This window comes from Culicoidibacter larvae, assembly GCF_005771635.1.
Taxonomy (GTDB): domain Bacteria; phylum Bacillota_I; class Bacilli_A; order Culicoidibacterales; family Culicoidibacteraceae; genus Culicoidibacter; species Culicoidibacter larvae.
In genome coordinates this window covers 278,753-293,881 of sequence record NZ_VBWP01000003.1, presented here as the reverse complement: position 1 = coordinate 293,881, position 15,129 = coordinate 278,753, and the positions used below count along the sequence as shown (strand labels likewise).

Genomic DNA, 15,129 nt, shown 5'->3' with positions numbered 1-15,129 from the left:
AACTATAGAATAATAAAAAAGGGTGGTAAGTATGGGCAGAGTAATTAAAATTACGAGCGCAATAGCATTTTCATTGATATTGTTCGTTTCGCAAATGAATCTATTGACATATGCGACAACAGAAAACAATATTGATGAACAAACACAAGTGAGTGAAGATAATCAAGGACAAAGCGAGGTAACAACCGAAGCAGATACGACGGTAGATGCCGAGAGCAGTTCGGAATATGGAAAGGTGATCGCACCATTTTCGAGCATCACAAATTCAGGAGTGAGTCTAAACATTCCTGGGTATGATGAGGTCGGATGGGACGTTGGTGTCGTGAAGGACGTTAATGTAACTGTAGACTTTGGTGATAGTACATCAAGTGACAAAACCTTAAAAGTTACAGTACCAGATGGAATGCGTTATGAATTGATTCCAGTAAAAGGAAACGAGAACAAGACTGGTGTTGATACCGTAATCTTGTCTAACTTAGGAACAAGTGATCCATTATATACCGCGATCACAGATATTACTTTACCGAAGAAAGAGACATTTGCGGGTGGCGCAACTATAGGTCAAGTAGTATATACCTTTACACCTGGGACACAAGTGGTCACCATCAACTTAAAAGTAAGTGTTGATAAAAACAAGTACTATAACCCACATACAATCGCAAATCCTATTCAAGCGAGTGCCTTACTCAACAAAGGAGCAATTGTTTCAGTGGGCGATGTATCACAAACTATAAAAGCGAGTGGAACACCTCAGGGAGGAACAAATCATACTCCAATTCCTACCGCAAACCTTACACCAAGTAGTCAACTTTTAAAGAGTTCTTCAGGAAATATAACACAAGGAACAGGATATGGTGTGACGCATTTTGGTCTATACACCTTAGGTGCTACAAATGTTGTTCCTAAAAAAGTTCGAATTGAAGTGCCATATCCTGTTGGTACAGAGTTTGTGGGAATCTCTAATAATAATTATACATTAGTAGAGAACAACCAAGTCACTGGTGTTGCAGTGTACGAATCAAACGCTGAGTTCTTAAATTATACGCAATTATCATACTTTGTTAATTATAGTTTGCCGCTTGAACTCAATGTGGGAACATATACCGCAAGTCAAGTAGATAAAGTGACTTATACTTGGTATGATGACACAACAACTACCGTAAGTAGAAGTGGTGCGATTTCAAGTGTAGAGGTTGTCGATTCGTATCCGAATAAAGTGAATATTAACCCTAATACTACTGAAAACACCTTTAGTACCGGAATTAAAGATCAACTAGATTTTGTAGCTAATGTGCAAGTTCAAAATAAACAAGCAGGCGCGTTGACGAATCAAACGTATGAAGTAAATATTGATTCCAATTTTAAAGCTGTGAAGATACACTTCCCATTTGACAGAACCGTTACTGACAATCAAGTCACGCAGATGTATTATAAAACCAATCTAAATAATACTTGGCAAACATATACTGGTGATGTTACGGCCTTTAATAATAAAATTTCTTCTATCTCCAAAACCCAAATGGGATTAAGCGATGACGAATTTATTACAGGATTTAAAGCGAATATTGGTGATTTGAGTTTTGGTTACATGAGTTCAGTAACTACTGGTGGTGCTGGAAGTAATATTGTTGGTGTACTAGGTACACTGGATGTAGGCAGCGGTCAGGTAAATATTGTTTATTCAATCTATGATGATAGTGATAAAGCCAATACTTTAGTAAGTTCAACTCGGACTGTCAAAGAATATAAGTCAGATAATATGACATTTATGTCGAATTCTTCTGCTTCATATAGAGATGTGAAAAATCCTAACACTGTCATTACTAATGTAACTGCTGGTAATGTTTTTAACATTAAAGCTAATTTAAGAGCATTTGTACTATACCATGGTTATAAAAATGGAATACAAGCTATCGAGAATCCTGATATTTATTTAAGAGAGCCGGCGAATTTGAAGATTAATTTATCTTCAATTAAAGTGACAGATCAAGACGGAAATCCAGTTGCTTTTATCGTATCACAACATACAAACAGTTTTGGTGAAACAATGTATACCCTCAAAACTCAGAACTCTGCAATTGGTAGTTACTTTAGTGAAGATTTTAAAGAAAAATATCTTAACATTACCTATGATGTTCAAACATTAGTAAAAGCATCAGGGTCATATCAAATCAATGAATTAATGTCTTGGGGTAGACAAGATATTAAGCCCATAACCAACATAGATGGTCTTGCGACAACGATTGATAAATATGACTTTAACGGGAATGGGAATACCACAGAACCAATGTTGGCAGTATCAACGAACCAAATCAACATCGCTGAAAATAAAAACGTGTTAGTCGAAACCTTCCTTGCCTTAAAAGGTGAGGCACCTAAGGGCGCGTATGTTGAAGGTGACACCAGTAATCTCGCGTACTTTACGCCAGGTACAGAGGCTGATTATACAATTAAAATTACTAATAACGGTGATGTGCCTGCTGATGCAATGACGACCTATGTGCCTATTCCAAAAACCGGACAAAGCTTTGGGAGTTCATTCCAAAGTGATGCCTTTAAATGGGATATGACATTAGAAACAGCCGTAACATTAGATCCAGCCTATGCTGGGAAATTCCAGGTTCAATACTCTACCGATGCAACAGAGGCTAATTATAAAACGACCGCAACATATAGCCCGAGCGCACCGAGTGATTTAAGTACCGTTAGAATGGTACGATTAGTGGCTTTAGTGCCAATTGCACCAGCAGAAGAAATACAAGTATTAATCCCACTGAAAGTCAATGAAACCTTTGGCACAGCGGTACCGGGAAAAGTAGGCACTAAAGATATCTTTAACCCCGTCTACGAAGTAGATAGTGCGACATTTAAAGGTATATTACCAGGGACTAAAGTCGGGGCAGAGCTAGTTATAGCGGAAATAGGCGGTTTTGCATTTGTTGATAACAATGCCGATGGCTTATATGATCCGGCAGATGGTGATACGCTAGTAGCTAATCATGAAGTGGAATTATACATTTGGAATAGTGTAACTAAGAAGTATGACCCGGTTTTAGATAATGGGACACCGATTACAACAACAACCGATGCAAATGGGGTATACTTATTTGATTATACCAAGGGTATGAACTATGGTAATTATGCCGTGCGATTTGTTGAGAAAACGGGTGGAGTGTATCAATATACGATTAACAACCCATTAGATAGCACAAGAAATAGTGATGCAATCATTGCCAATGATATCCCAAATCCAGGTGATACATATCGTGGATGGGTCATCAATATTGATCCAACGAAACCAGAAGCAAAAACAATTGGCGTGGGATTCTTAGCGTATAACCCACCGGTTGATTTACAAGTATCGATTAATCCAACACCAAATCAAGTCAAAGTTGGTAATACGATTACTGTGAACCCAAATGTAGAACCAGATTTCTTTGATAGCATTAAACATGCAAGTAGTCCATATACATGGGAAATCGTTGGAAGTGCGAGTGAACAAGCGAAAGCAACGCTTACTACAAACGCGAATGGCAGTGTCACAATCACGCCGGCGGCGCTAGCAAGCGGAACAACAACATTCGCCTTACAAGTGACGATAAAAGATGCATATGGCAATACGAAAACCAGTGATCCAGTGACGATTACCGTCATTTCAAATGTAGGACCGACCATTACTACACCAACATTAACAAAATATGTAGGAGATACATATAATATGTTGGAAGGTGTGAGTGCGAAGGATAACACGAATGCCTCAATGACATTAATAACGAGTGGTGCGACACCAAATACAACGATTACATCGAATATTCCAAACGCATCAAGCCAATACAGTACAGCAGGAACTTATGAAGTGACCTATGTGGTGAAAGATGCAAATGAGAATAGCAGTACAGTAACTCGAGTAATTAAAGTGAACGGTATGCCAGTCATTAACGCGAATGCGCAAGTGTACACAGTGAGCGATACAAATATTGCGGATAGTGTAGTCGCAAGTGCTAGCGCATCATGGCAACAAGCTGGTGATGGAGTAGGAGCAACACCAAGTGCACAAAACCTAGTTCCAACCTATACAATTGTAAGTGGACCAAGTACAACAGACTTTAGTCAAGCAGGTTTATACAAAGTCGAATATACAGCAACCAATGCAGACAATAAGACAACAACAAAAACAGTGGATGTATTAGTGAAGAATGATAGCTTAGTGACAGATCCAAGCAATACTTTGATGATTGATGCCACAGATTTCAGTATCTTGAATGCGGATGCAGCAACCCTCAGTGAAGCGGTGGCAAAAGATAGTACCCATGGACAAGCAAAAGCATACAAACAAGTTGATGATGGAAACGGGAATATCAGTATTGTCGAAGTAAGTACAAGTGTTAGTGTTGATGCCGATGAGTTAGCAGCCATTAATGCTGCACCAAAAGAAGGCGGAACATACCCACTGACGTATAGCTTGAGTGTTGATGGGAAAACAGTTAGTAAAACAGTAACTGTGAGTGTTGCGATATCAACTGATCCATTAGTAATTAACTTAGGCAATGAAAAAACGCTAAAAGTTGGCGAAACACTTAGTGTAACACCAATAATTACACCATCATATTGGACAAGCATTCAAGACAGTACAGAAGCATATAGCTGGACATTAGTAGATGCAGGCGATGCAGAGTATGTGACTTTAGAGGATGCAGATCAAGAAGTTGTTCGTTTGGTTGGCGTAAAGAAATTAGTGAATGATACGGTTACTTTACAACTGACCATTAAAGATAAAACCGGCAGAACGTTCTCACAAACAGTAGCGGTTAAAGTGGTAACGAATGTTCCACCAACAATAGAGGTTGAAGATATTCTAGCCTATGTTGGCGATACTAAAGACTTGACTAGTGGATTGAATGTGACTGACGATGATAATAATTCAATCGCAGTAGCTACAGGGACAAATGGAAATACAATAATTACCGAGAGTATTCCTGCTGATGATATGTATACAACACCAGGTACATACGCAGTAACCTATGATGTCAAAGATCAGTATGATAATTTGGCAACAAAAACAATTACAGTAAAGGTACATGGATTACCGACACTTACAGTCAATCCAGTGGTGTACACCTTAAATGATACAAATATCCTAGATGCGGTGATGAATCAAGCGAGTGCCTCATGGGTAGAAGCACAAGATGGTGTAGGAACGAGTACCCAAACAGTGAGTATTCCAGGTCCTGCGAAAGCAGTCAAAGAAAATAACAGTATTATGTATGAAGTAGTAGCTGGAGTGAATGGGAAAACAGACTTTAGCGAAGCAGGCGTATACCAAGTACAATTTACAGCGATCAACCCAGATGGTAAAGAAGTCAGCAAAACCGTAGACATTTTGGTAATGCCAAAGAATACAGAGGTTGATCCAAGTGGAACGTTGTATCTGAGTGCAAAAGGATTTACGATAGACAATCAAGACGCAAAAGACTTAAGCGCTGAACTTGCGAAAACGAATGGACAAGTGGCAGCGTACAAGACAGAGAAAGATAAAGATGGAACGATTATTGATTACACAGAGCTAACAGATCGTGTAAGTGTAGATGCAGAACAATTAAGTGTAATTCAGGCAGCAAGTACAAAAGGTGGCATTTATGACTTAAGCTATACATTAGTTGATGGCGCAAATAGTGTAACGAAAACAGTAAAAGTAGTTGTGCGAGGAACAAACACACCAGATCCAGTTCCAACTCCAGATGGAAATATGTTATCAATTACCGCAAGCGATTACACAATAAGCTATGAAGAAGCAGTGCGCTTAGGCAATGACGACGCGATAACATACGGTCAAGTAGAGTCATACTTATTTGAACAACCGGCAGTATTTAGTTTATTTGGATTTATAACAAACAATACTGCGATTACAATTACGGCAAATCAGCAAGACTTGAGAGTGATCAATGGTACAAGTATAAGCGGTGGTGTATATGATTTAACGTATACAGCAAGCTATACAGATGCAGATAGCAATGTAACAACAATAAGCACAACAGTGAAAGTGACTGTGCTTGGTGGAGCGAGTGTATTACCATCAACCGGAACAAACGAGATAGAGTTTGTGGCAATAGGTGGTATAGCAATCGCAGTAGCGATGGGTATCTGGATGAGTAGAAGAGATAAAGAGCAATAATCAGTATGAGCATTTCAACATAGAGTAGAGAGGGGTGAGGATATGGAAATCATCAGTAATTACTGGTATATCGGTGTATTCTTAGTCGGAGTGATGATCTATGCATTTGTGATGATACGAATGAGTAAGAGAAAAGCACAGGTATTTTTAGACAAAAACCCAAATGCGTCTAGAATATATACAAGTACCAATATTGGAACTATGTTGAAGGTCGTCACTATACACCGAGTTGATGGCGATAAGCCTACCGTGTTTCAAAAAAACTTCAAGACAGGTATCCTTGTAACCCCAGGAGAGCATACTTTAGTCGTAGAATATTCAACGACGAGAAAAGGTGTGATATATAGAACTGTAACTAAGACAACCGGACAAGTTGATGTTAGGGTCAATACCCAGGAAGGGAAGTCATATTATATCAGTTACGAGAAGGCCGAAAATAGATTCAAGCTTGAAGAAATCGAGCAGTAAAGGCAAACCATTGGAGAGCGAATAACAATTGAATAGCGTGCATAAAAAAGAAAGCGAGTGAATACTCGCTTTCAAAATCCTAAGAACAAGAGTTTTCCCCCAACTATCATATTTGTTCTTAGGATTTTGAAAATATCTTTTCATGCAGGATGAGCTCCACTTTCTGAGCTTAAAAATAGATCAGACTACTCCTTTATATTTAAAATATACTATGCTACAATTATTTCGTGGGAAAGAAGATACTCTACTTAAATCTTCCCACAGACGGCAACAATCCTAGTATTCTCGATCATTTCACACTTTTCGATAATCTTGGTTGCCGTCTTTAATGATGTCCAATTTTTAAAGCACATTGCTAAGACATCTTGATTTTTTTATCGTAATATGTACAATAATAAGTGAATACACCTTTGTTATATTCTTTGCTTCGGTGTATTCAACTTCAATAATAACTATTGAGAGGCCGCTGGAAAGCGGTTTTTCAATGTAAAATGGGTGATTACGATGGCTGTTTATGGAGCTTTTAGAAGTGAGAGTTAGGAAATTAGCTCATTTCAAAGCATAGAACAAACGAACTTTGGTACGGCATTTATTGAAATTTGCCCTGGTTCTGTTAAACTACGTGACAGATTGGCATTTGAAAAATTGTTACAAGTACTAAAGGCGGGCGATACAATCTATGATAATCATCTAGCTGAAAGAAACCAAAGTTGCGCTCAATTATTTTAAAGATGGGTAAATAATAGCAATCAGCGGTAGAGTTGATAAAGTTGATTTGATTAATCGCTTTATTATTATTCAGGATACCAAGTATGACTTTACAGCATTCATTTCAATTAAAATTGTAGGTGATGACATTGACTAATGATCAAGACAAACCATTTATAACAATTGGTTATAATAAACCAATAACAGTGAGTTATTGTCTTAATGACACAGTTCAAATAATTACCGGCTATTATAACAATCATGATAGAAAGCCTGGCCATATTAATATTAGTGGAGTATTTATTCAAAACGAATGCATAATTGACATTAAGTAAAAAGGCGGCTCCAAGTGCAAGCTGCCTTTAGTCTAAAATGATATTAATTAAATAGTGATTTATGGTATAATAATGAACGTGACAAGATTATATTCGTCACCGAGAGGAGGTGTCTCTTCTATGGAAACGATAATACTGGCGTTGATTATTCTTCTCCTCTTGCTTCGGCACATTGACGGACAAAAGGGAGACGAGTAGGGTTGTCACAATTAAAAAAGGAAGTTCGCTTGCGACGACTTCCTTTTTTTGTGTCCACTTCTACAATGGAAACTCAATACTGGTTACTTAAATTATACAATACTGACATTTATATTGCAACCCCAACACTTAGTCTTGTATCGATTTTTTAATTGGTTGAAAACCGCTGCAATTTGAAAATACTGTACCGTCACACTTAGGACACACTAATGCATCTTTTGTTTTCTCTTGAATTACAATTTTACCGCCACACAATACACAAGTATATTGGCTCGGTAAATACGTTATCATAACCATCTCTCCCTATACATTAGTATATAATATAAATCAAGTAATCATAATACAATAGTGATTGAAGAAGACTAGTGCTAAACTGACCCTACAAAACAAAATAAGAGTATGGTATCATAAAGAAAATTAATAGGATGGATAGAGTAGTGAGAATAATTGATATTGAGCAGCAGTATAGAGAATTTGTCTTTGAAGAGTATATTAAACCATATATGCAGAAACTCGATGAAAGACAAACAGCAGCATTCAAAAAAGCATTAAAAATACAGTACCGTCATGATATTGAAACGATGAAAATTCCGAAAGATGTTTCAAAATATATTCAGTATATGAATTTAGATGAAGTCACAATAAAAATGGAGTTTGCTGAATATATTGAATTAGAATCTAAATCAGAATATTTTGAGTAATCAGTGATATTGCAGACCAAGACCTAGTATGATAGAATGAAATAGCATACATGTGCACGTGTGCAATTTCATTTTTAGCTCTTTTCATGAGTTATCCTTTTTAAGTTGCAGCCTCGATTTGGGGCTGTTTTTTTTTATTGTATAACAATATAATGTGGTTGTAGGGCTGAGCGAGTGGTGTTATACAATTTATATATAGCAGATATGTTACCGCAAAAGAAAGCTCCTTTTTTATGTTCTAACTTCCTTGTTGTTAGGATTTTGAAAATATATTTTTATGCAGGATGAGATCCATTTTCTGATAGTATAAATAAATCAGACTACGCATTTATATTTAAAATAATAGCTTCAGATACCAATGAATGTGCAGCTGATACTACATTCAATTACAAAATATATTCAATTCTTTTTGCCGCTTTAATCTGTAATATGACCTAAACTAATGATTATAAGTGATTCAATTTACAAAGCCTCTCCTTGTTGTTATAATGATATATGCATAAATGTAATAACACAAAAAAATATGACTATTGAAAGAATTATATTTAATAACCAAAGGAGCAATAAAATATAAAAAAGAAATTACTTACTGGAAAGCGTGTATTCGCTATATTAGTAAGCATACTTCTGCTGTCAAATGTGTTGACGGCCAGTATTAAAGCAGAAGATAATCCTATTTCTGCAAATGGAGGAGTAGGATTTACAATTGCAGAAACCTTTCCAGATCCAAATTTAGCTCAGGCTGTTGCGGATCAAGTATCTGCGGGTGATACAAATGTAGTCTTAACTCAGGTGATGGTTGACGGACTCACAAGCTTGATTGCGTTTAATAAAAACATCTCCGACATAACAGGAATTGGTTCTCTTTCTAACTTAATGTTTTTGGATTTAGCAGATAACCAATTGACCAGTCTCCCGCCCGAAATAGGGAATCTTTCTAGCTTGTTACAACTTTCGTTAAGCTATAACGAACTGACTAGCATTCCAGCAGAGATAGGCAACCTTTCTGCTTTGGATTACTTAGGCTTGAACAATAATCGATTGAGCGTTTTGCCCGCAGAAATTGGTAATCTTATTGATTTAAGTTCACTATCATTACATAATAACCAACTCAGTAGTCTTCCACCAGAAATAGGCAACCTTGCCAGTGTGGTGGTTATAGAACTAGATAGTAATCAGCTAACCAGTCTTCCTGCTCAAATAGGGAATCTTTCAAATCTAATAGTTTTAAGTTTATTTGATAATCAACTTACAAGTCTCCCAGTAGAAATTAGTACTCTCTCTAATTTAGAGTATTTAGAACTTTATGATAATCAGCTCACAAGTTTGCCAACAGAAATCAGTAATCTATTAAGTCTAGACTATATGCCTATAGAGAATAACCTTCTACCCGACAATTATGATACAGTTCTAAACACACTTGGGTTAAATATGTCATTCGCCTATGAACAACAAAGACAACTACAACTTAAGGAAAGTTTAACTCCATTTACCATTAATAGCGAACAAGCATTATTAGCAATTGATTTGTCACAAATGGTACAAGTGTATGATGAGCCACAAGATGAAATAGCACCAGTATCCTCTGGGCATACATTTATACTCACCGATTACGTTGATGAAAATAATAATCCAGTTGATATAGACGATTACATTCAAAATGGCGCGGTTGTTAAAGAGGGCAATGTATTTGCGAAAATACGAGCAACTGATACAGGTTTATTTCCTAATAATAGTAATCATGCGGTGACTCTCGATTCTGTTCAGCTGAACTTTGTCTTTAATCAATATACCCTTTCTTTTGATTTAAATGGCGCAAGCGGAGTAGCTCCTGTAACACAACGAAATTTACTTGCAGGTAATAAAGCTACTGCTGTACCTGAACCGGTAAGAGGTGGATACACATTTCTCGGCTGGAATACTGCTGCTGACGGTAGTGGTACAGCTTGGAACTTCGAAGCGACAACAATGCCTGCAAATAATGTAACCCTTTATGCGCAATGGAAGAAAAATGAGCAACCAACACTACCAGAAACACTGCCAGTAACTGGAGAAAGCAGCGTTAGTTTAATACTTAGTTCTTTAATAATTGGAATTGACCTTCTAGTGCTTACTATACAAAAAAAGAAAAGATAATCATTATAGTTAATAAAAAATGGCAACTGTTTTGTAAGCATTTATTGCTGAATAAACACTAGCAAATCCACAAATAACAAATCAAAAAAAGTTCGGTTGTCTCAATACCAGTGGTGTGTTTTTTCAAATTGAACCCATAATTGACATTAAATTATAAGGCAGCTGTACATGCAGCTGCCTTTTCTCTAAATTCATACTAATTAAATAGTGATTTGAGGTATAATAATCCTCGTGGTGATACGATAAATACCCGAAATGGGGAATCCAATGGAAACACTTATTATCGTGCTTCTGCTGCTTATTGTCTTGATTCGAGCAATCGATAAGAAAGGTGAGCAACGGTGAGGGTATCCCACAAAAAAAGAGAAGTCCCGACAGGCTTCTCTTTTTTGAATTCATTGTACTTCTATTACTCATGTACGTACATAGTATACAACAAGATGGGGAGCATTGCAACCCTTCCAACTTGGTCTTGATTCTATTTTTTAATTGGTTGAAAATAGCTACAATTTGTATGTTAAAGTCTACAGTATCCCATTAAGATATAAAGTTTTTTTATAATTATTAAAGTAAAACAAATTTAAACATGAATAATATGGTAAAATATAAACAAGACACCAAGTAGTACATAAAGAAAGGAGTCTTACAAATGAGTAAAAAAATCAATCAGCTTATGTTCATAATTTTCAGCGTTGTTTTGTTCGCTTTTACTCTGCCGTTAATCGGTCAAAAACTAAACGCTACTAGTGATCCATTGTTAGCACCAAGTGACTGGGCATTCGAGGCAAGTAGTGTAGCACTCAACGATGCAATAGTTCAAAAATATCCAACATTAGACAATGGGGACGGCTTCGTTACCAAAGAAGCCGCAAGTAAATTTACTGGCGAGCTCGATCTTTCTTTGCAGGGTATTAACGGAACCATTTATGGAATTGAAAACTTTATAAATCTCACTACTCTGAATTTAAGTATGAATCATTTTACTGGCGAAATCCCAGCAAACATTGATGCACTAAGTAAACTAAAATTTTTATATTTATATAGTAATGAACTAAGTGGCGAAATCCCATCTAGTATCGGTAATCTTAGTGAACTTGAGTTATTAGATTTAATTGTTAATAATCTAAGCGGAGAAATTCCAGATTCAATTGTTCAATTAAGCAATGTTCAATATTTGTCATTAGGTGCCAACCATTTAACTGGAGAAATACCTTTTGATATTGGCAAGCTTACTCAACTAGAAACGTTAGTCTTGTCTAACAACAAATTGAGTGGAGAGATACCAACAAGTATCGGTGAATTAAGTAAGCTTAAATATTTATATTTAGAAAAGAATCAACTCAGCGGAAAAATCCCTGATACTATAGGTAACTTGCTTAATATTAGCTATTTGTTCTTACATGATAATCAATTTAGTGAAACGATACCTTCAAGTATTGGAGATTTAAATAATCTTAAGATATTATTTTTGTATAATAATAAATTAACTGGAGAGATTCCCAATAGTATAGGTCAACTGGGAAAAATGGAATACTTATATCTCAATAATAATCAACTTACCGGGGAAGTTCCTGAGAGTATTGTTTCTCTCAATAACCTTTACTATTTACGTTTAGATGTTAATCAATTTACTTCAATTAAAGAACACACTTATAATTATATTACCTCAAGATATAGTTATATTATTAAAGATCAAAGGTATACTGTAAACTATTCAATTGCACATCCAGTAAATCAAAACTATACTTTTGATGCTTTGCCTGCATATGAACAGTTTCCTAACTACGGTATTACATATACATACACTTTAAAGTTGCCAGATGGTACAACCAAAACAGTAGTTCCAACAATAAGTAATGGGAAAATAACTATACTAGGCAGTGACTTGTCACAAGCAGGAACGTATAGCCTGCAAGCTTATGGTAGAGGGGGTGATTTAGATTTAGTCTACTATGTAACAAACTTCTTAATTGATGATTCAGTATCTTTAGAAGAACTTAATTATATAAGCGCTATAGCAGATGGGAGCTCCCATAAAGTGACATCTACAAAAATAATCATAACACTCTCAAAAGCGATTGAAGGCCTCGCTAAAGAAGACCTTGTGTTGTCAGATACAAATATAGAGATAACTAATCTTAAACCGTTAGGCAATGGTGTATATGAGCTATTTATTACAGGTGATTGGGTTGAAGGAACATCGGTTGATGTTTCGTTTGTTATTTCACCGTCTGCGCGAACACTAGCAAATGTGATCATAACCCCAAATGTAAGAACTACCACATTACATAAAGCTAGTCAACAAACAACAGAAGGACAAAAACCAAGTTTACCAATAACCGGAGAAGCGACGGTGGAGTTTATTATAGCAGGACTGGCAATTGTTATCAGCGGAATAGTTTTTGTAAAAACCAGTAGATATTTTAAGCGCAATTAATTTACTTGACTAAATTTTCTTGCTCACAATTTTATACAGGAAATTGTACAAATAGTTATGCAGCTACTTTATATAATAATTTTGTTTCACCAGGATAACACCATCTTTTCTTTTCATCCAAACTCTGATAGAATAAAATAGCAATCACACGAATATATGTATATTTATGCATTTACCAAACCTTAGATCGTAGTGATTGCTTATTATTAATTGAAAATTAGCATGATTTCAAAAAGCAATTATTTCTATAATCAATTTTGGCAGTATAATATATTGCTAAATTATACTAGCAAAACGTATAATGTTATTAAGTATATTATTCAACTTAGTATGCTTAACAATCAACGGCTACCATTTGGTAGCTTTTTTATTTAAGTATCCTTATAAATTTGGCATACTATATTTGCAACCATATTTATGAATTTCCATCTTCCTATAAAGGATGGTTGCTTTTATAGGAATTTGTCTATATATGCGTATGTAACTACATTTTTTCCATCAAAAAACATGTTTTTTCACGTTGTAATTTGATTTTATCAGCACTTGTAATCTGTTGTTTTGTACTTTATAATTAATTACACAAAGGTATTTGATTTATCTTTTACATTTGTAGGCGGCAGTAATATTTTATTAATTCTCCCCCCCACTGAATTGTAAAGTGTTGCCGTCTTTTTGTTTGTCATATTTGCTATTTTTAAAAAATGTTTTTTGATATTGACTAGGACTTTTTCGTGGTATAATTAATTCTGGTAGTACTATATTTAGGAGGAAAACAAATGAAATTAAAAACTATTATCAGACCATTATTGGGAGTAGCAATGATTTTAGCAATATCATTCGGTGGCGCTATGAGTACTCAGGCAGCTTCATTTACAGCTAATTTCGAGTATAATGATGGCACAGGTAACTCGACAACAACAATAGTTGAAGAAGGAACGCTAATTCCTAGTGCGCCTGAGCCAAATCGCGAAGGATATACTTTTGTCGGTTGGGCATCTGGATTCGATGGAGACACACCTATTCTTTGGAACTTTGACACCGATGTTATGCCAGCAAATAATATTACTCTATGGGCAGCATACGAACTGAATACATATGAAGTGACATTTAATCCAGAGAATGGTACGCCTATGGAACAATGGGGTGTATATCAAGTACAATATGGTGGACTACTTCCATACATTACACCAACACCAACTAAAGAAGGATATAACTTTGTTGGTTGGGCTTCAGCGTTTGACGGTGATACACCAATCCTATGGGACTTTTCGAATGACGTTATGCCAGCAAATAATATGACTCTATGGGCAGCTTACGAATTAATTGATAATCCTGTTGCTCCGGTTGATGGAACAACTACAAACTCTACTGGTAATAATAGCGTTTTACCAAATACTGGTCAAGAACAAATTATTCCACTGCTTGGTGGATTAGTATCAGTTGGATTAGCTACATTATTACTTAAGAAAAAAATAAAATAGATATTATTTAGCCTGCATCTTGCAGGCTTTTTTATTTTGTATTATTGTGATATAATGCATTTATGGGTGGGTGTTATTCAGATAAACATTCACCCATATGGCAGGTTATTTTATTTGATGCGCATCTTTATTTTTGTAAAATACATGGGGGATCTGCCATAATTTTGTGTTATATGATATAATGATTATGCGGGATTAAAATATTTAATCATTTTATTCTCTCGCAGGCGGAAGGAAGTCTGTTTCTTGGATATACCCTTATCATTATCAGGCTTCCGCCTTATTAATTTAAATATAGTTTGATTCACTTATTATGCAGGGGAGAAAAATCCTACTAAAAATCTAACTGACGGCAACCACCTTTTTATTGTTGATTCGATTCACACCTTATAAACGATCCCGGTTGCTGTTTTATTTGGAGAATTTTTATTAAAGTCGATGGGTAAATAATATGAAAAGGAAAACCTCAGGAGTTATTTTATTTGGCATCATA

7 protein-coding genes are annotated in these 15,129 nt (G+C 35.7%); 6 read left to right on the top strand and 1 reads right to left on the bottom strand.

What is annotated here, in order from left to right:
- The first annotated feature begins 31 nt into the window (after positions 1-31).
- The gene (locus FEZ08_RS05470; RefSeq protein WP_138190699.1) at positions 32-6,172 is read left to right on the top strand and encodes a hypothetical protein; all 6,141 of its coding nucleotides are present in this window, start codon (positions 32-34) and stop codon (positions 6,170-6,172) included.
- 42 nt (positions 6,173-6,214) lie between these two features.
- On the top strand, positions 6,215-6,640 hold the full coding sequence (locus FEZ08_RS05465; protein ID WP_138190698.1) for a hypothetical protein: 426 nt from the start codon (positions 6,215-6,217) through the stop codon (positions 6,638-6,640).
- A gap of 1,370 nt (positions 6,641-8,010) precedes the next feature.
- Here the strand turns inward: FEZ08_RS05465 and FEZ08_RS12190 are convergent.
- Positions 8,011-8,172, bottom strand: coding sequence for a hypothetical protein (locus tag FEZ08_RS12190; RefSeq protein WP_171014956.1), 162 nt, complete (start codon positions 8,170-8,172; stop codon positions 8,011-8,013).
- 146 nt (positions 8,173-8,318) lie between these two features.
- Between FEZ08_RS12190 and FEZ08_RS05460 the strand changes: the two genes are divergently transcribed.
- The 4 genes from FEZ08_RS05460 to FEZ08_RS05445 all read left to right on the top strand — a co-directional run bounded on the left by FEZ08_RS05460 (position 8,319) and on the right by FEZ08_RS05445 (position 14,636).
- Positions 8,319-8,582, top strand: a complete 264-nt coding sequence (locus tag FEZ08_RS05460; protein ID WP_171014955.1) for a hypothetical protein — start codon at positions 8,319-8,321, stop codon at positions 8,580-8,582.
- 642 nt (positions 8,583-9,224) lie between these two features.
- The gene (locus FEZ08_RS05455) at positions 9,225-10,718 is read left to right on the top strand and encodes an InlB B-repeat-containing protein (RefSeq protein WP_171014954.1); all 1,494 of its coding nucleotides are present in this window, start codon (positions 9,225-9,227) and stop codon (positions 10,716-10,718) included.
- Positions 10,719-11,367: 649 nt separating this feature from the next.
- Positions 11,368-13,155, top strand: coding sequence for a leucine-rich repeat domain-containing protein (locus tag FEZ08_RS05450; protein ID WP_138190695.1), 1,788 nt, complete (start codon positions 11,368-11,370; stop codon positions 13,153-13,155).
- 776 nt (positions 13,156-13,931) lie between these two features.
- Positions 13,932-14,636 (top strand): InlB B-repeat-containing protein, encoded by a 705-nt coding sequence (locus tag FEZ08_RS05445; RefSeq protein ID WP_138190694.1) that lies wholly within the window; start codon positions 13,932-13,934, stop codon positions 14,634-14,636.
- Positions 14,637-15,129: the final 493 nt, after the last annotated feature.

Excerpts from the sequence above, each read along its gene's own strand:
- FEZ08_RS05445 (WP_138190694.1), top strand. The coding sequence starts at position 13,932 with ATGAAATTAAAAACTATTATCAGACCATTATTGGGAGTAGCAATGATT.
- FEZ08_RS05470 (WP_138190699.1), top strand. The coding sequence starts at position 32 with ATGGGCAGAGTAATTAAAATTACGAGCGCAATAGCATTTTCATTGATA.
- FEZ08_RS05450 (WP_138190695.1), top strand. The coding sequence starts at position 11,368 with ATGAGTAAAAAAATCAATCAGCTTATGTTCATAATTTTCAGCGTTGTT.
- FEZ08_RS05465 (WP_138190698.1), top strand. The coding sequence starts at position 6,215 with ATGGAAATCATCAGTAATTACTGGTATATCGGTGTATTCTTAGTCGGA.
- FEZ08_RS12190 (WP_171014956.1), bottom strand. The coding sequence starts at position 8,172 with ATGATAACGTATTTACCGAGCCAATATACTTGTGTATTGTGTGGCGGT.